At 46.9% G+C, this 16,210-nt stretch carries 17 protein-coding genes and 1 other annotated feature; of the genes, 12 read left to right on the forward strand and 5 right to left on the reverse strand.

Annotated features, from left to right (window positions below):
* Positions 1–9 precede the first annotated feature (9 nt).
* The 4 genes from L7D49_RS17120 (at position 10) to L7D49_RS17135 (ending at position 3,524) form a co-directional block, all read left to right on the forward strand.
* A complete protein-coding gene (locus tag L7D49_RS17120; RefSeq protein WP_238083137.1) occupies positions 10–909 on the forward strand; it encodes a fumarylacetoacetate hydrolase family protein in 900 nt (299 codons plus the stop codon).
* Positions 910–983: 74 nt separating this feature from the next.
* A complete protein-coding gene (locus L7D49_RS17125; RefSeq protein WP_238083138.1) occupies positions 984–1,358 on the forward strand; it encodes a YisL family protein in 375 nt (124 codons plus the stop codon).
* Between the two features lie 292 nt (positions 1,359–1,650).
* Positions 1,651–1,953, forward strand: a complete 303-nt coding sequence (locus L7D49_RS17130) for a hypothetical protein (protein WP_238083139.1) — start codon at positions 1,651–1,653, stop codon at positions 1,951–1,953.
* 125 nt (positions 1,954–2,078) lie between these two features.
* Positions 2,079–3,524, forward strand: a complete 1,446-nt coding sequence (locus L7D49_RS17135; protein WP_238083140.1) for an alpha-amylase family glycosyl hydrolase — start codon at positions 2,079–2,081, stop codon at positions 3,522–3,524.
* 53 nt (positions 3,525–3,577) lie between these two features.
* Here the strand turns inward: L7D49_RS17135 and L7D49_RS17140 are convergent, their stop codons facing one another.
* Positions 3,578–4,432 (reverse strand): DegV family protein, encoded by an 855-nt coding sequence (locus L7D49_RS17140; protein ID WP_238083141.1) that lies wholly within the window; start codon positions 4,430–4,432, stop codon positions 3,578–3,580.
* Positions 4,433–4,486: 54 nt separating this feature from the next.
* Positions 4,487–5,296, reverse strand: a complete 810-nt coding sequence (locus L7D49_RS17145) for a Cof-type HAD-IIB family hydrolase (protein WP_238083142.1) — start codon at positions 5,294–5,296, stop codon at positions 4,487–4,489.
* A gap of 207 nt (positions 5,297–5,503) precedes the next feature.
* Here L7D49_RS17145 and L7D49_RS17150 point away from each other — a divergent pair, with 207 nt between their 5' ends.
* The 4 genes from L7D49_RS17150 to L7D49_RS17165 all read left to right on the forward strand — a co-directional run bounded on the left by L7D49_RS17150 (position 5,504) and on the right by L7D49_RS17165 (position 9,470).
* The gene (locus L7D49_RS17150) at positions 5,504–6,277 is read left to right on the forward strand and encodes a prolyl oligopeptidase family serine peptidase (RefSeq protein ID WP_238083143.1); all 774 of its coding nucleotides are present in this window, start codon (positions 5,504–5,506) and stop codon (positions 6,275–6,277) included.
* Positions 6,278–6,315: 38 nt separating this feature from the next.
* The gene (locus L7D49_RS17155; protein WP_238083144.1) at positions 6,316–6,624 is read left to right on the forward strand and encodes a metal-sulfur cluster assembly factor; all 309 of its coding nucleotides are present in this window, start codon (positions 6,316–6,318) and stop codon (positions 6,622–6,624) included.
* Between the two features lie 77 nt (positions 6,625–6,701).
* On the forward strand, positions 6,702–7,181 hold the full coding sequence (gene rraA, locus L7D49_RS17160; protein WP_269136038.1) for a ribonuclease E activity regulator RraA: 480 nt from the start codon (positions 6,702–6,704) through the stop codon (positions 7,179–7,181).
* A gap of 147 nt (positions 7,182–7,328) precedes the next feature.
* Positions 7,329–9,470 (forward strand): ATP-dependent Clp protease ATP-binding subunit, encoded by a 2,142-nt coding sequence (locus tag L7D49_RS17165; protein WP_418895899.1) that lies wholly within the window; start codon positions 7,329–7,331, stop codon positions 9,468–9,470.
* A 44-nt stretch (positions 9,471–9,514) separates the two neighbouring features.
* Here L7D49_RS17165 and L7D49_RS17170 read toward each other — a convergent pair whose 3' ends face one another.
* Positions 9,515–9,703 carry a DUF2929 family protein gene (locus L7D49_RS17170; protein ID WP_238083145.1) on the reverse strand — a complete coding sequence of 63 codons (189 nt, stop codon included), beginning with the start codon at positions 9,701–9,703 and terminating at the stop codon, positions 9,515–9,517.
* Between the two features lie 187 nt (positions 9,704–9,890).
* Between L7D49_RS17170 and L7D49_RS17175 the strand changes: the two genes are divergently transcribed.
* Both L7D49_RS17175 and fabF read left to right on the forward strand, forming a co-directional pair.
* The gene (locus L7D49_RS17175; RefSeq protein WP_238083146.1) at positions 9,891–10,823 is read left to right on the forward strand and encodes a beta-ketoacyl-ACP synthase III; all 933 of its coding nucleotides are present in this window, start codon (positions 9,891–9,893) and stop codon (positions 10,821–10,823) included.
* A gap of 65 nt (positions 10,824–10,888) precedes the next feature.
* The gene (gene fabF, locus L7D49_RS17180) at positions 10,889–12,124 is read left to right on the forward strand and encodes a beta-ketoacyl-ACP synthase II (RefSeq protein WP_238083147.1); all 1,236 of its coding nucleotides are present in this window, start codon (positions 10,889–10,891) and stop codon (positions 12,122–12,124) included.
* Positions 12,125–12,700: 576 nt separating this feature from the next.
* Here the strand turns inward: fabF and L7D49_RS17185 are convergent.
* Positions 12,701–12,901 (reverse strand): hypothetical protein, encoded by a 201-nt coding sequence (locus L7D49_RS17185; RefSeq protein ID WP_238083148.1) that lies wholly within the window; start codon positions 12,899–12,901, stop codon positions 12,701–12,703.
* 234 nt (positions 12,902–13,135) lie between these two features.
* On the opposite strand from L7D49_RS17185, the gene L7D49_RS20480 reads away from it, so the two are divergent.
* A complete protein-coding gene (locus L7D49_RS20480; RefSeq protein WP_472908864.1) occupies positions 13,136–13,294 on the forward strand; it encodes a hypothetical protein in 159 nt (52 codons plus the stop codon).
* Here L7D49_RS20480 and trpS read toward each other — a convergent pair.
* Complete coding sequence (gene trpS, locus L7D49_RS17190) at positions 13,239–14,237, reverse strand: tryptophan--tRNA ligase (RefSeq protein ID WP_238083149.1); 999 nt, start codon at positions 14,235–14,237, stop codon at positions 13,239–13,241. The two genes, L7D49_RS20480 and trpS, sit on opposite strands and share 56 nt — an antisense overlap.
* A 44-nt stretch (positions 14,238–14,281) precedes the next feature.
* Positions 14,282–14,507, reverse strand: a binding site (T-box leader).
* Positions 14,508–14,691: 184 nt separating this feature from the next.
* Between trpS and L7D49_RS17195 the strand changes: the two genes are divergently transcribed.
* A complete protein-coding gene (locus tag L7D49_RS17195) occupies positions 14,692–15,894 on the forward strand; it encodes a putative glycoside hydrolase (protein ID WP_238083150.1) in 1,203 nt (400 codons plus the stop codon).
* Positions 15,895–16,210 lie beyond the last annotated feature (316 nt).

Here is a 16,210-nt window from a genome sequence, read left to right on the forward strand (position 1 = left end):
GCATACACAATGAAATTGTTATCGTTCCAACATGATGGAAAAGTTAAGTTTGGTCCGAAAGTGAAGAAGGAAGAAGCAGTTTGGGATGTCTTGGAAATCGCCGAGTCATATGGGGAAACCGACTTTCCAAAGACGATTATCGATGGGATTGCGCTCGGCTTGGACTTCGTCGAAAAGGTCCGCAAACTGGTTGAGCAGGCAGGGAAAGATGAATCGCCAGAACGATTCAAACATGCCTTTACAGCAATCGAATGGCTGTCTCCAATTCCACGTACGCCGAAAAACGTACTATGTGTAGGGAAAAACTATGCAGATCACGTGGCAGAAATGGGCACGGACGCACCGCCAGAAAAATTAATGATTTTCACTAAATCGCCAACTTCAATTGCGGCGGACGAACAAGACTTGCCAATCCATGACGACGTGACAGACCAGCTAGATTATGAAGGTGAATTGGCAATCGTGATCGGCAAAAAGGGACGAAATATTCAAAAGCAGCTCGCTTATGATTACGTCTTCGGCTATACGATTGCGAACGATATCACGGCGCGTGATATCCAAACCGCCCACAAACAGTTCTTCCTTGGCAAAAGCTTGGATGGCTCATGCCCGATGGGACCGTATATTGTGACGAAAGATGAAATACCGAACGCCCAGCACTTAACAGTCGCGACAAAAGTGAACGACGAAGTGCGCCAGAACGGCAACACATCCGACATGATCTTCAAAATCGATGAACTCATTTCGGAAATCTCCAAGTATGTCACGCTCGAGCCGGGTGATGTCATCCTGACAGGAACACCTGCGGGAGTCGGCAAAGGGATGAATCCGCCGGCATTCTTAAAACGCGGTGATGTCGTGAAAATCTCCATCGAAGGCATCGGAACTCTCGTCAACCGGTTCGTCTAAGTCCATTTTCTATCACGAATTGCTCCATCTATGATAGGATAATTGGAGATTGACTATAGTTGAGGTGAATTAATTTGGATTTTTTATCAAACACAACCCATTTTCATATTTTCACGTGGGTAGTCGGCATTATTGTCTTCCTAGTGGCGGCAGTGCTGGCGAATGGTACAAAGGGTAAGAAAATTGCCCATATGATTGCAAGATTGTTTTACGTGCTTATTTTATTCTCAGGCGTCATGTTGTTCACGAAATCAATGAACTACGGAATGGGTGCCCAATACGGCATTAAGTTCCTTCTCGGACTTCTGACAATCGGCATGATGGAAATGGTCTTAGTTCGTTCGGAAAAAGGCAAGAGCGTTACACTCTTCTGGGTACTGTTCTTCGTCTTCCTATTTGCCACTATGTTCTTGGGCTTCAAATTGCCAATGGGCTGGGAACTTTTCTAAGAACATCAAAGTCTGCTTAACATGAAACGGGAAAGAGGGGACCAGGATGGCCATCGGATCAGGAATGCTATTCTTCGCTGTCATCCTTTTGCTCATGGCCCTCTTCGCCATATCAGTCGTCATCACCTACAGACGGCGGCGCGACTCGCAATTTGATGATGAATAACGGATAACCGTGCTAGGAAAACCGGAAATCAATTTGATTTCCGGTTTTTTTATGTTGATTTATGGGGAGGGGGATGTGATGAGGAGAGTCTGCTGAAAGATACGAGCGGTTCGCGGGAAGATACGAGTGCTTATCGGGATATACGAGCGGTTCGCGGGAAGATACGATCACTCATTTCGATATACGAGCGGTTGGCGGGAGGATACGATCACTTCCGCTATACGAGCGGTTCGTGGGAGGATACGAGCACTTATCAAGATATACGAGCGGTTGGCGAGAAGATACGAGCACTCATTTCGATATACGAGTGGTTCGCAGGAAGATACGAGCACTCATTTCGATATACGAGCGGTTCGCAGGAGGATACGAGCAGTCGCTGACAACAGACCATCATTCCTTAAGAAAACAAACAAGCATCCCGCAAAATAATCTTCATTTTTCACAATTTAGCCCCATTTCTAGTTGGAATTTTCGATATTCATTTCAAAGGATGGCGGGCGGTTGGACGGTTTGGTAAAATGGCGAGAGACAGCTCGTGTTGAGGAGGCTTTTTTGTGAGAGTAAAACAATGGTTGGGAAGGCTGGGAATTGCATCCTTGGTCTTGGCTCTTCTGTTGCCTGCCACTGTGCAGGCGAAGGGGTCCATGGCGGATGAAAGTATATATGATTTATTAGTGGACCGGTATAATGATGCCAGTCAAACGAATGATGAAGGGGTCAACCCGCTCGATCCATATGCGTTCAATGGGGGAGATTTTGAAGGCGTGGCCACCCGTTTGCAGCATATTTTGGATATGGGATTCACCATTGTGTCGATCGGATCTGTTTTTTCGATGGAGACGTACGATGGAAGCCGGGTGCTGGATTACGGGAAAATCGAGCCGCACTTCGGGACAGAGGAAGAACTTCAAGCACTCGTTACTGAAATCCATAAAAAGAAGTTAAAGGTGATCGCTGATTTTCCGTTAGGGGAAGTGAGTGAGAATCATGTGTGGGTAAAAGAAGGCAAGTTGAAATCGACGCCAGCCGGGGAAGGCGTGGTGCGTTGGGATGCTCAGGACCCTGCTGTGCAAAAGGAATTGAAACAAGCAGTTATCGATTTTGTATCTACATACAAATTGGACGGCATCCGTCTGACGAAGCTGGAAGGATTCAGTACGGATTATTTGAATGACATCATCAAGTCCGTGGAAGAGAAGAATCCAGGTGCCTATGTCCTATCGCATGAAGTGAGTGATGCGGAGTTCGACTTGAAGCCGAATTCGGAGAGGACGGAGGCTTTGCGCCAGTCGTTCATCGAAGTGAATCCGGATACTTCGGTTCTGGCACAGTTTTCAAACGATCCGCATAATGAGCCCGTTCAATTCGATGATTTGATCGGATCCCGTTTTACGTATGATATCGTGGAGAAGCGGATGTTCCCGCCGACCCGCTGGAAGTTGGCTGCTACAGCGTTGTTCACGATGCCAGGCACGCCGATTATGCCATACGGAACGGAAATCGCAGTGAACGGGAAGGAAGCGCCTGAAAGCCATCCGTTGATGAACTTTAAGACGGATATGGAATTGAAAGATCGCATTGCTGATTTGAACGGCTTGCGCAATCAATCCGAAGCGCTCCGCACTGGAGATTTTAAGATTTTGCATAACGAAAATGGGTTCCTTGTATACACTCGTTCTTCTGAAGATGAAACGTGGTTAATTGCCATCAATAATACGGACAAGACCGCGAATGTGGCAATCCCTGCGGAAACGTTCGGTAAAGATAAAAAGCTGCGAGGCATACTCGACAGCGATTTGATCCGGGAGTCGGACGACGGCTTTTTCCGTGTCGTGCTGGACCGTGAAACAGAAGAAATCTATATCGCCGATGAAGATAAAGGCTTCAATACTCCTTATTTAATCGCCTCTATTCTCGTATATGTCCTATTCCTTGGCTTCCTGTTCCTTGTCATTAAAAAGGGAAGAGAACGTCGAAGACAGGACGCGAAACAAAAATAAAAAAGAACGCCCTCGTAACGGAGTCATTCCGTAAGCGGGGACGTTCTTTTTTATTATCCATTCAACTTATTCAAGAAAAAGACGGCGATTGTTCCCGGTCCTGCATGGGCACCGATCGCAGAGCCGATCATGTGGACTTCGACTTTGACAGGTCGGAAGAGTTCTTCAATAGCTGCCTTCACTTGAAGCGCCGCTTCTTCATCATCCCCGTGGCTGATGGCGATGGTCTGTTTCGATAAATGATCGCCGCGTTCTGCCATGAGATCCGTAAGCCGTTTCAGCACTTTCTTGCGGCCGCGGTGTTTTTCAAGCGGCACCAGCCGTCCGTTTTCGACATGCAACAACGGTTTAATGTTTAATAAGCCACCAATAAAGGCGCTCGCTTTGGAGACCCGGCCGCCTTTTGCAAGGTAGTCCAAATCCTCCACAGTAAATAAGTGCTCCATATGAGCAGCCATCGAACGGATTTTTCGCTCGATCGTCCGGACATCTTCACCTTTGTCCCGCAGCCGGACTGCCTCTTTCACAAGAAGGCCATAGCCGAGCGATGCGCATCGGGAATCAATGACGACAAGATTCATGCTTGGATTGGTCTCTTTCACTTGGTCTTTCATCATGACGCCCGTATTATATGTTCCGGACAACTCAGATGAAAAGGCGATGTATAGGCCATCTTCTCCGGAAGCGGCCAGTTCCTTCCATGCGTTGAGGAACAGCTCAGGGGATGCCTGGGATGTCTTCGGGTGTTTTCCGCTACGTATGGCGTTATAAATTTCTTTTGAATCAATTTCAATAATATCGTCATACTCTTGATCATCAATCAACACGCGGAGAGGCAAGAGTGTGACATTATTCTCCTCCAAATAAGATTTCGGCAAATCACAGCCACTATCAGCAAAAATTCGCATACGATTTCCTCCCTATAGTACGTTCGCTAGTACTTCTTTTCTCTGTATTAAGTTCTATGCCAAGTGCAGTCTATCCTTCAAAAACTCGGCGATTCCATCTTCATTATTCGTCAGCGTCACTTCATTCGCGATGGATTTCAGGCGGTCAATGCCATTGCCCATGGCGACTCCGACTCCTGCGTAATCAATCATTTCCAAGTCGTTATCTTCATCACCGAATGCAATGATCCGATCACGAGGAATGTCGAGCCATTTCGAAACATGGGAAATACCGACTGCTTTATTCAAACCATGGCGGACGATTTCAACGACATCCCATGGTGCGCCCCATCTTCGGTGATCAATGACTTCTGCATGGACTTCCGCCAAATGCTTGCGGATCGGCTCGACTGTTTTGCTATCCGCTTGGATAAGCAAACTTGTCGGGTCATCCTTCAATGATTTACGGATATCCCCTTCCTTAATGACGGGGTCTCCGAAACTGAGAATATCCAGCAGCTTGGCATCATGTTTCTCCAAGTACACATCATCCATCACTTCCGCGATGATATTATGGATATCAAAATCCTGCATCGCATCGATTACATCGCGCACGACAGGCAAGGAAATGGTTTCGTGGATCGTCTTCCATTTTACATCCTTCGGGTGATGGACGAAGGCGCCGTTAAAATTGACGATCGGTGTGATCAAATCTAGCTGTTTGTAATAAATTTCACTTGCGCGGTACGGTCTGCCGGTCGCAATCATCACTTGATGGCCTTGTTCCCTTGCTTGTTTCAATGTATGTGCGGTTTTTTCAGAAATGACTTTTTCATCGGTTAATAATGTTCCATCTAAATCTAGTACAATCAAATGCGGCTTCAATGCAACTCCTCCTACGAATGAACGATTCTTCTACCTAACTGTATTTCACATATTGTCCAATTTGAATCCTAAAACTTTCGGACATGATTTCCTTCATACTACCCTTAGTTACCGGAGCAAGTCAAAAGTAACCGTCTTAAGTGGCTACCTTTTGTTTTTTCAGAAAAACTTTGGTACGCTTTTATAAAAAGTCAGAAGGTGCTGTGCATGAGAATCAAAGAAGAAGCGTGGGGAGGCATTCCCTTATTACATATTGAAGAAGAAGCAAACGAAGGGCAGCAGAAGCCTGCGATCATTTTCCTGCACGGTTTTACAAGTGCGAAAGAGCATAATCTTCACTATGCCTTTAATATGGCGAAAAAAGGTTTTCAGGTTTTATTGCCGGAAGCCCATTTGCATGGGGTGCGCAGTGAACCGCTGGATGAGGTTCAACTGAGCTTGCGATTTTGGGAAATCGTGTTAACTTCAATTGAAGAAATGAAAATCCTGCATGAAGAACTTTTAGCAAGAGGTGTGGATCGGATCGGTGTAGGCGGTACGTCGATGGGCGGTATTACGACGCTTGGATGCCTTGCTGTATATGAGTGGATTGATGTGGCTGCGGTCATGATGGGAGCGCCAGGGTTTGTGGAACTCGCAAAAGCGCAAATGTCCGAATTCGAACGGAGAGGATTTAAGCTGCCGATCACTTCTCAAGAGCGAAAATCGTTGCTTGATACGCTGGCGTTTTTCGATCTCACTCGGCAGCGTGAACGGTTAAACGGCCGGCCGGTTCATTTTTGGCACGGGAAGAAGGATATAGTCGTTCCTTACGAGCCAACCTATCAGTTCTTCCGTGCAGCAAAAGCGGATTATGCATCTGCCCCGGAACGTTTTACGTTTACGACAGATCAGTCCGCGGGACACGCTGTTTCGAGAAGCGGCATGCTGGAAGCGTGCGATTGGTTCGCAAGATATTTGAATGACGAGCCGAACCTTTGATATGATGGGAATACTACTGGTCGGAGAGGAGAATTCGAATGGATGAAGAAATGAAAGGGAGCCTCTACGGAGCCCTGGAAAACGTAATCGATCCGGAGCTGGGTGTCGATATCGTCAATTTAGGTCTTGTCTATGACGTGAAACTGGACGAAGAGGGAACAGCAGAGGTAACGATGACGCTGACTTCCATGGGCTGTCCATTAGGGCCGCAAATCGTTTCAAACATTAAACAGGAATTGGCAGAGCTTCCGGAAGTGAAGGACGTCAATGTCAATATCGTATGGAACCCGCCTTGGTCGAGGGATAAAATGTCCCGATATGCGAAAATGGCGCTAGGGGTCCGATAATATTCAACATGTGAAGGCTGGATGACTTGTGTAGGTCATGCAGCCTTTTTTTTATAACTTAAAAGGAGTGGATTATTATGATCAAAACAGCTGATTTACATGATGCACATGGAAATGAATTAACTCTTTGCACCGTTCCTTTCCGTTCCTATGGAGCACGCAGTGCGTTTTTCGGTCCGATCGAAACGGTGCGGGTGCTCGAGGATAACGTGCTGGTGGAACAAGCGCTGGAGTCAATCCCTGAAGGTAGTGTGCTCGTAGTCGATGGAGGTGGCTCGGCCCGCTGTGCGCTGCTTGGGGACCGCCTCGGGGGCATTGCACAAACCCGTAAATTAGCCGGAATTATTGTTAACGGGTGCGTTCGGGACAGTGCCGACTTGGCGCAAATTGATGTTGGCATATTGGCAATCGGGACAAATCCGATCCGAAGCAAGAAGGAAGGAAAAGGAGATAGGGACGTCACGCTACAGTTTGGAGAAGTGGACTGGACCCCAGGTCATTTTGTCTATGTCGATGAAGACGGCGTTTTGATTGCAAGCCGAAATTTGATTATCTGAGTTCAGCCTACATCCATGTTTCATGGCATTCTCTACGGGTAGGAGAACAATGGAGACCGTGTGCAAAATACTTTACTTTGTATCACTTTCATCCTATAATTTAATTAATCAAAGATAGTCAAAGTCAAACTTTAGAGGTGATTGCTAATGAGAATGGATGGCGTACAGGAAGATCAACGCACACCGCTTGAACAATTCGGCCGCAATCTGGTCGATGAAGTAAAAAACGGCAAAATGGATCCTGTTATCGGTCGGGACGAAGAAATTCGCAATGTAGTCCGGATTTTATCGAGAAAAACGAAAAATAATCCTGTTCTGATCGGGGAGCCGGGAGTCGGGAAAACAGCGATTGTCGAAGGCCTTGCCCAGCGGATTGTTAAAGGGGATGTGCCGGAAGGGCTGAAGGACCGACAAATTTATGAACTGGATATGAGTGCCCTGATCGCGGGAGCGAAATATCGCGGTGAATTTGAGGAACGCTTGAAAGGCGTTTTGAAACAAGTGAAGGATAGTGAAGGGGAAATCATTCTCTTCATTGATGAAATCCATACGATTGTCGGTGCCGGCAAGACGGATGGCGCAATGGATGCGGGCAATATGCTGAAGCCGATGCTCGCACGCGGTGAGCTTCACTGCATCGGTGCGACAACACTGGATGAATACCGGATGTATATTGAGAAGGATCCAGCGCTTGAGCGCCGGTTCCAGCAAGTGCTTGTGCGCGAACCGTCTGTGGAAGATACGATTTCCATTTTGCGTGGGCTGAAGGAACGCTTTGAACTGCATCACGGCGTACGGATACACGACCGGGCGCTTGTAGCAGCGGCGACTTTATCCGACCGCTATTTGACAGACCGGTTCATGCCGGACAAGGCAATTGACCTGATGGATGAAGCGAGTGCGATGATCCGGACGGAAATCGACTCCATGCCACAGGAGCTGGATTCGGTGACACGGCGCATCATGCAGCTTGAAATTGAAGAGCAGGCACTCCGGAAGGAAAAGGATGCAATCAGCCAAACGCGGTTGGAAGCGCTGCGTGATGAGCTGACCGACTTGAAGGAATCGTCAGCCGGCATGAGAGAGCAATGGAATAAAGAAAAAGAAACGTTGCGCAACATCCAGGAAAAACGGGAAGAGCTGGATCGCTACCGCCGTGAATTGGAAGACGCGCAAAATCGTTTTGATTTAAATAAAGCCGCTGAACTGCAATACGGTAAAATTCCTGCATTGGAGCAAGAATTGAAGGAACTGGAGACGCCGCTTGCGGGAAGTGCGGACAATCGTTTGCTCCGTGAAGAAGTGACCGAAGATGAAATCGCTGCGATTGTCGCTCGCTGGACAGGAATCCCTGTGACAAAGCTTGTGGAAGGCGAACGGGAGAAGCTTCTTCGTCTCCGCGAAACATTGGAGGAACGCGTGATTGGACAGGATGATGCGGTTCAGCTCGTAACGGAAGCCGTTTGGCGGGCCCGTGCAGGCATTAAAGATCCGAACAAACCAATTGGCTCGTTCTTGTTCCTCGGACCGACCGGTGTCGGTAAGACGGAGCTCGCGAAGACGCTCGCTGCGACATTATTTGATTCTGAAGACCATTTCATCCGGATCGACATGTCCGAGTATATGGAAAAGCATAGCGTTTCCCGCCTTGTCGGGGCACCTCCAGGCTATATCGGTTACGAAGAAGGTGGCCAATTGACGGAAGCGGTGCGGCGCAATCCATATTCGGTCGTCTTGCTGGATGAAATCGAGAAGGCGCATCCTGATGTTTCGAATATCCTGCTTCAAATTTTGGATGACGGACGCATTACGGACAGCCAAGGGCGACTCGTTCATTTTACGAATACCGTCGTCATCATGACCTCTAATATTGGTTCGGCTTATTTGCTGGAAGGCCATTTTGATTCAGAGGATCATGCTGCAGAAGATTTGGTCATGGCGGAATTGCGCCGCCACTTCAAGCCGGAACTGCTAAACCGGATGGATGACATTATTATCTTCCATTCGTTATCCGGCGACGCATTTGGATTGATTGCGAAAAAGCTGCTTGAAGATCTCGTTAAGCGGCTGCATGCTCAAGAAGTGGAGCTTGATTATGACGAATCGGTTATCGACTGGATTATCAAGGAAGGGACGGATGCGGACTTTGGCGCACGTCCATTGAAGCGGTTCATCCAGCGGCATGTGGAGACGCTTGTTGCGAAGGAAGTCATTAAAGGGGACTTGCGAGAGGGAGAAAAGCTTCATCTTTCGATGGTAGATGGAAAAATTAAGATTGATAAGGAATAAAAAAAGAGCCATCCAGGCAATCTCACCTGGGTGGCTCTTTTGTGTCATGAATGATCTGCAACCGGCTCGTCCGGAATAATTGCCGAAATGGCGATCACTACGATACTTAGAACAACTGATACGATGACGCCGCCCATGAAATCAAAGCCTTGGATGTCGGCAATCGAACCAGTTACATAGTTCAACATCGTGACGAGAAGAAAAGACCATACAAAAGTCATAATATATTTCATCAAAATTCACCTCTGCGTACCAATATCATTGTCCATCATACCATAGGCAATTAAAAGGGGAAACAACTTTGTCGGCTGGAAGGCGATTCATGAATGAAATGTGTCAGCATATTGAAAAATGAGAGCTCATAATTTATAATTGATACCAGGTACTAATAATAGATGACAAGGAACGGGGTATGCAAAGATGGGTGCAGGGTTAATTGGAATCGGTAAATGTGTCCCTTCGCAAGTAGTTACGAATGCGGACTTGGAAAAACGAATGGATACAACGGATGAATGGATCCGGACACGGACTGGAATTGAAGAAAGACGGATTGCTTCAGATGATATGGACACATCTGACATGGCTTTCGCTGCTGCGGAAGAAGCAATTCAGAACGCTGGCCTGAAGCCGGAAGATATCGGGTTGATTTTAGTGGCGACTGTTACGCCAGACCGCCCGTTTCCTTCCGTAGCCACGATGATCCAGGATCGTCTTGGCTGTGTAAATGCCGCAGCAATGGATTTGTCGGCTGCGTGCGCAGGTTTCATGTATGGTGTCGTGACGGCAAAACATTTTGTGGAAGCGGGAACGTATAAGCATGTCCTCGTAGTTGGAGTTGAAAAGCTGTCGAAGATTACAGATTGGGAAGACCGGAATACGGCTGTGCTGTTTGGTGACGGAGCTGGCGCTGCGGTCATCAGTGAAGTCTCGGAAGGACGCGGAATCCTCTCATACGAGCTGGGTGCGGACGGAAGAGGCGGCAATCATCTTTATCAAGAACAATACATTGTCATGAACGGCCGGGAAGTGTTTAAATTTGCGGTCCGTCAAATGGGCGAATCGGCTGTCAGTGTTATCGAGAAAGCTGGCTTGGAAAAAGAAGATGTTGATTATTTGATTCCGCATCAAGCGAATATCCGTATTATGGAAGCATCCCGTGAGCGCTTAGGCTTGCCGGTTGAAAAGATGTCGAAGAGTGTGCATAAATACGGAAATACATCTGCGGCCTCCATTCCGATTTCGCTATATGATGATTTGGCGGAAGGCAGAGTGAAGGACGACGATATTATCGTACTGGTTGGATTTGGCGGCGGCTTGACGTGGGGCGCTCTTTGTATAAAATGGGGTAAATAAACGGACTCTCCGTTATACTGTTGGTAGGAATGAGAGTTATGTAACTGAAAAGAGGAGTTGGAACGATGGAAACGAGACGTGTAGTAGTGACAGGAGTCGGCGCAATATCGCCGGTCGGAAATACAGCGGAAGCTTCTTGGGAAGCAGTAATAAACGGCAAATCCGGCATCGGTCCTTTGACAAGGCTGGATAGCGAACAGTTCCCGGTAAAAGTGGCAGCAGAAGTTAAAGATTTCGATATCGAGGAATATATCCCTCGTAAAGACGCCCGTAAAATGGACCGTTTTACGCATTATGCATTGGCAGCATCCATCATGGCAATGAAAGATGCCGAGTTGGAAATAGATGAAGAATTGGCACCGCGTGCAGGCGTTTGGATCGGTTCCGGCATCGGTGGTATGGAAACACATGAACAGCAATTCAAGACGTTTCAGGAAAAAGGATATCGCCGGGTCAGCCCATTCTTCGTCCCGATGATGATTCCGGATATGGCATCTGGCCAAGTATCTATCCATTTTGGAGCGAGAGGCATCAACTCATGTACCGTGACGGCATGTGCATCCGGAACAAACTCCATTGGAGATGCGTTTGAAGTTATTAAGCGTGGAGATGCTGACGTAATGATCACTGGTGGTACAGAAGCACCGATCACAACGATGGCAGTTGCAGGATTCTGTGCGAACACAGCACTTTCCTTGAATCCAGACCCTGCAACAGCCTCCCGTCCGTTTGATAAAAACCGTGACGGATTCGTTATCGGTGAAGGAGCGGGCATTCTCATCCTAGAAGAGTACGAGCATGCGGTCAAACGCGGAGCGAAAATCTACGCGGAAATCGTCGGCTATGGCTCGACGGGAGACGCCCATCATATTACAGCCCCGGCACCAGAAGGGGAAGGCGCAGCCCGCGCGATGAAGCAGGCACTTGAAGAAGCTGGCATCCGTCCAGATCAAGTCGGCTACATTAACGCGCACGGCACAAGCACGCCGTACAATGACTTATTTGAAACAATTGCTGCGAAAACAGTATTTGGCGAGCATGCATACAAACTCGCCATCAGTTCAACAAAGTCGATGACTGGCCATCTTCTCGGAGCAGCTGGTGGGCTGGAAGCGATCTTCACAGTTAAAGCGTTGCAGGAATGCATCTTGCCTCCAACAACCAACTATGAAACGCCAGATCCAGAATGTGATTTGGACTACGTCGTAAATGAAGCCCGCAAAGTTGACGTCGAATATGCCATGAGCAACTCGCTCGGCTTCGGCGGACACAATGCATCACTCGTCTTCAAAAAGATATAAGATGAACTGCCGGCGATTTGGATCGCCGGTTTTTTGTTGTTTATTGTAAGGGGGAAAGTAAGGACTGCGAGAGAGTGGCTGAAGAAGCAGGCTCCAAAGCCATAATTCGAATCAAGAAAAGCAAGAGAAAGAAGCGTACTTGAAAAAGTCACTTGAATTCCCCTGGACTTAACTGGAAAATGACTTTTAAAGATGATAGGTTAGTAGAGGGTGGTATGAAATGAACGAAAAAAAGTATGATATGTTGATGTGGTTTCAAATGTTCTTTGCGTTACTTGTGATTTCATTGGGTCTCTATTGTAGAATTACGGAAAATTATAGCTTGCTGCCTGTGGTCTTTTTACTATTGAGTGTAATGCTTTTAATAATGGGATTCCGCGAATATCAGAAAACACGAAATGTGTTGTGGGTTGTCTTCGCTGTAGGTATTTCAGTAGTTCTAATATCTACCGTTGTCGACGCATTTTGATCAGCTTCCAACTACTAACCGGGTCTTTCTCTAGAAACATGGAGTTGCATAGCAGCTCTTTTTTTATTCCTGGCGGAGCACTCATAAGGAGAGATTGTTCGTGAAAGTCATAGTGTATGTATTCCGCCAACCGCTCGTATAATTTGTGTAACCTCTCGTATATCCCTAGGACCGCTCGTATATTTCAGGAAGAGCTCGTATATCTTCATGACCGCTCGTATCGTACCGCTAACCTCTCGTATCTCCATGATAACCACTCGAATATGTACCCTACCGCTCGTATATTCCAATCCCTGTTCACACACCACGTCGACCTTCTACTAGAAGCTGCCCTAATCTTCCTGGAAGCCGATCAACTCCAACTATATTTACTATCTCACCGTTCCGTGCCGTTCACAACTAAGGCAAACAAAAGAGCCCCCTTCGTCTAAAAGGGGGTTTCTTGTACATAGTATAGAAGAAACGTTAAAGGGCGATGATCAGTGACACGTATCTTCTTCTTTCTTATCAGTTATGGACTCATAGTCATCACAGTGACAAATATGATCTTTTATTTGAACTATGTCACATTGGGCCACGGATGGAAACAAGTCATGCTTTTTATCATATCAACTACGGACTTTCTCATATTCATCGTAGCAACGATTATTTTAATTTTGACCGTTTACGTCCGAGCCCCATCGCCGCCTCCATCTTATTGAGGGTGGCTGTTGCGATGGCGTTCGCTTTTTCGGCGCCTTCATCCAAATATTGGTCGAGTAATGGAGAGGCGAGAAGCTCCTCGTATCTTTCCTGAATCGGTGCTAAATGCTGAATGACGGCTTCCGCCACTCCGGCTTTGAATGCGCCATATCCAGCACCTTCGTATTTTGTCTCCAAGTCTTGAATCGACGTGCCGCTTAAGGAAGATTCAATGACGAGCAAGTTGGAAACGCCTGGTTTGTTTTCGACATCAAATTTTACGATGCCGTCCGAGTCGGTCACTGCACTCTTGATTTTCTTTTCGATGTCTTTTGGTGTGTCCAAAATGGAAATCGTACCTTTTTTATTCGGGTCGGATTTGCTCATTTTTTTCAATGGATCTTGCAGGGACTTGATGCGTGCACCGTTTTTCGGTGTGCGTAAGTCTGGGATTGTGAGAACTTCACCATAGCGGCTATTGAATCGTTCGGCCAGATCTCGTGTCAACTCGACATGCTGCTTCTGGTCATCGCCGACTGGCACGATATCCGTGTTATACAGCAGGATATCAGCTGCCATCAATGGCGGGTATGTCAATAAACCAGAAGAAACACCTTCTTTACCGGCAGATTTGTCTTTGAACTGTGTCATACGTTCCAATTCTCCGATATAGGAAATGCACTGCATCATCCAGCCGGCCTGTGCGTGAGCGGGCACCTCCGATTGGATAAACAGAGTCGCTTTCTTCGGATCGATTCCACTCGCGATATAGATTGCGGCAAGGGAACGGATTGTTTTGGCCAGCTCATCCGGCTCCTGCTGAATGGTGATGGCGTGCTGATCGACGATGCAAAACAGACAGTCGTTCGTATGTTGAAGCTCGACAAATTGTCTGAAGGCCCCGATATAGTTCCCTAATGTGACCGTTCCGGTCGGTTGTACGCCTGAAAAAATGGTAGTCATCTTCTTCTCCTCCTTGAAAATAAAAAAACATCAGCCATCCCTAAAAAAGGGACGACTGATGTGTGATCAACCGTGGTACCACCCGAATTGCCCGAAGGCCTCTCCAGCACCGTAACGTGGTGAGACGTACTTTGCTACGAGGTTAAACAAGCAACCTTTTCACAAAATAAGCTCGGGAGTCCACTTCCTCAAGGCCGGCCGTCTGTTTTCACCATCCACAGACTCTCTAAAAGACCAATACATGAGTACTCTCTCCGTCATCGCTTTTCATTTTCTGCGCTAGTGCGCTTCATTTCCAATGATTATAATACGACCTTTTGTGAAATGCAACAGGGGAATCGTACAAACCAGACCAACAGGGGTTTTTCGACATGGATTTTCGGGAATATACAGTTTTTGATACCGTTCTACTAGTCAGTTTGCTAAGATATGAAGATAGGAAGGATGAGAGCCGATGAAATTGATGAAATGGGGATGTGCCCTCTTGCTGACGGCCGCCATGGGGTTCCCCGCAAGCGCGTATGCCGAGGATGAAAAATCCACGGATTTGACGACACGTACATATGGATTTGACACGATTGATGAAGCTTTAGTGTTGCAATCACCTTTATTTACATATCAATCCGGATTGACGTTTGAGTATCCGGATGCCGTCCGAGGCATTTATGTGACGGGGCATTCGGCAGGCGGGGCCCGTTTTGAACGTCTCACCAGCTTAATTGAACAAACAGAATTGAATGCCATGGTCATCGACATTAAAGATGATCTGGGTAATCTGACGTATATACCAGCAGAGGATTCTCCGCTGAAGCAATTAGACATTGGCAAGCCTTATATTAAAGACCCCCAAGCAATGCTGAAAACTCTGGAAGAGAAAAAGATTTACCCGATTGCACGGGTTGTCGTTTTTAAAGATACTGTTCTTGCTGCCAAACAGCCAGAGCTGTCGTTTATGGACGGTGACGCTGTCTGGGAAAACAGGCGAGGTGATTCCTTTGTGAATCCATTTATGAAAGAAGTATGGGATTACAATGTGGAAATTGCCATTGAAGCCGCCAAGATGGGATTCCAGGAGATCCAGTTTGACTATGTCCGTTTTCCAGAAGGATTTGAAAAGCGGCATGATGTATTAAAGTACTCTTTAGGAGACTATGATAACTCGGAGCTCGACCCGGTGCAGCGGAGAGTTGAAGCAGTTACAGATTTCGTTGCGTATGCGAAAAAACAATTGGAGCCTTATGGCGTGGATGTTTCTGTCGATATTTTTGGCTACTCGGCGACATTGCCTGAGGCGCCTGGCATTGGACAGAACTTCTCGAAAATCTCGGAGAATGTGGATGTCATTTCTTCCATGATTTATCCGAGCCACTGGACTTCCTATTTCGGCATCGCAAAACCGGACTTGGAGCCGTATGAGCTGGTCGATGCCTATGCGAAAGTCGAAAATAAGAAGCTGGGAGAGCTGGAGACCCCTCCGGTTTCCCGCCCATGGCTGCAGGATTTCACAGCCTCTTGGCTCGGAAGCGGTAATTATTTGAAGTACGGCAAGAAGGAAGTAGAGGCGCAAATCAAAGCGCTGCAAGATAACGGCATCCATGAATTTTTATTATGGAATGCAGGCAATACGTATACGGAAAATGTCGATTATACACCATGAGATAGCTGCGACAAGTGAATAGGAAAACTTCCATCATAGAGGCCCAACCCGTTTAAACTAAACAGGTTGGGCCTCTTTTCATCGGACAGCCCGTTCCCTTGCAGTTCTCAATAGTGGAATACTAATACGTTCCATCTTGATAGTATCGTTGCCATCGAAAATCACAAATAATATTTCAATATTTATGGTTTAATGAAACTTTACCTCGTCCATAATCGTACTATAAATATGAACATCTATTTTTCACTTTTATCAGCCTAAATGAGAAAGGAGATAATTTGACAAAATGATGTTTAACAATTTAGAGCACTGGGTA

This window comes from Sporosarcina cyprini (assembly GCF_022048975.1).
GTDB classification, from domain to species: Bacteria; Bacillota; Bacilli; order Bacillales_A; family Planococcaceae; genus Sporosarcina; species Sporosarcina cyprini.

Bases quoted from the DNA above. Each gene is read 5' to 3' on its own strand.
- L7D49_RS17120 (WP_238083137.1), top strand. From the start codon at position 10: ATGAAATTGTTATCGTTCCAACATGATGGAAAAGTTAAGTTTGGTCCG.
- L7D49_RS17140 (WP_238083141.1), bottom strand. From the start codon at position 4,432: ATGCGAATTTTTGCTGATAGTGGCTGTGATTTGCCGAAATCTTATTTG.
- L7D49_RS17150 (WP_238083143.1), top strand. From the start codon at position 5,504: ATGAGAATCAAAGAAGAAGCGTGGGGAGGCATTCCCTTATTACATATT.
- L7D49_RS17155 (WP_238083144.1), top strand. From the start codon at position 6,316: ATGGATGAAGAAATGAAAGGGAGCCTCTACGGAGCCCTGGAAAACGTA.
- rraA (WP_269136038.1), top strand. From the start codon at position 6,702: ATGATCAAAACAGCTGATTTACATGATGCACATGGAAATGAATTAACT.
- L7D49_RS17165 (WP_418895899.1), top strand. From the start codon at position 7,329: ATGAGAATGGATGGCGTACAGGAAGATCAACGCACACCGCTTGAACAA.
- L7D49_RS17170 (WP_238083145.1), bottom strand. From the start codon at position 9,703: ATGAAATATATTATGACTTTTGTATGGTCTTTTCTTCTCGTCACGATG.
- L7D49_RS17175 (WP_238083146.1), top strand. From the start codon at position 9,891: ATGGGTGCAGGGTTAATTGGAATCGGTAAATGTGTCCCTTCGCAAGTA.
- fabF (WP_238083147.1), top strand. From the start codon at position 10,889: ATGGAAACGAGACGTGTAGTAGTGACAGGAGTCGGCGCAATATCGCCG.
- L7D49_RS20480 (WP_472908864.1), top strand. From the start codon at position 13,136: ATGATCTTTTATTTGAACTATGTCACATTGGGCCACGGATGGAAACAA.
- trpS (WP_238083149.1), bottom strand. From the start codon at position 14,237: ATGACTACCATTTTTTCAGGCGTACAACCGACCGGAACGGTCACATTA.
- L7D49_RS17195 (WP_238083150.1), top strand. From the start codon at position 14,692: ATGAAATTGATGAAATGGGGATGTGCCCTCTTGCTGACGGCCGCCATG.